Origin of the sequence: Streptococcus sp. DD11, from assembly GCF_001578865.1 — a bacterium.
Taxonomy (GTDB): domain Bacteria; phylum Bacillota; class Bacilli; order Lactobacillales; family Streptococcaceae; genus Streptococcus; species Streptococcus panodentis.
Window position 1 is genome coordinate 1 of the sequence record NZ_KQ969422.1, and the last position, 686, is coordinate 686.

The 686-nt window shown below is 42.6% G+C and carries 1 protein-coding gene; it reads left to right on the plus strand.

Going from position 1 to position 686, the window contains the following annotated elements; translation table 11 throughout:
- Window positions 1-292: 292 nt before the first annotated feature.
- The coding region (locus tag STRDD11_RS13205) for an IMP dehydrogenase (RefSeq protein ID WP_206512727.1) at window positions 293-686 on the plus strand (394 nt) is incomplete at its 3' end.

The following is a 686-nucleotide window of genomic DNA, read 5'->3' on the forward strand; positions in this document are numbered from 1 at the left end:
CCCATGATGGCAGTGCCTCACCCACAGAGGGATGGATCTTTTGGAAGATACCGTATAAAAGTATTTCAGTCTTGCTTTGATCTTGAAAGATAATTAGACAATCCTTTTATCTACGGCAGGCACAATGATTATCTTTTAGATAAGTGATTTTCCGAACATTATTCTTAAAAAAACACAAAAAATTTACAAAAAGTGTACTTTGTGATATAATTTTTACGGAAACGTCTGGAAAAGACGTAGCGATGCGCTAGGCATAGGTAGGTCAATAGATAGATAAGATGAGGAGAACTCTATGCTAAATGATTTTCAGGTTTTTGATTATGAGGATATCCAGCTTATTCCGGCTAAGTGTATTGTCAAAAGCCGGGCGGAAGCCGATACCAGCATCACCTTTGGCAGGCATACTTTCCGACTGCCGGTAGTACCCTCCAATATGCAGACCATCATAGATGAGAAAGTGGCGGAAGAGCTGGCACGGGGTGGTTATTTTTATATCATGCACCGTTTCGAGGAAGCAAAGCGCAGGCCATTTATCAAGCGCATGCATGAGCTGGGGCTGATTGCTTCCATTTCTGTCGGTGTCAAAGATGATGAATACGGCTTTGTCAGCAGTCTCAAAGACGATGCTCCGGACTATATCACCATCGATATCGCTCATGGGCATTCGGACAGCGTCATTAAGATGA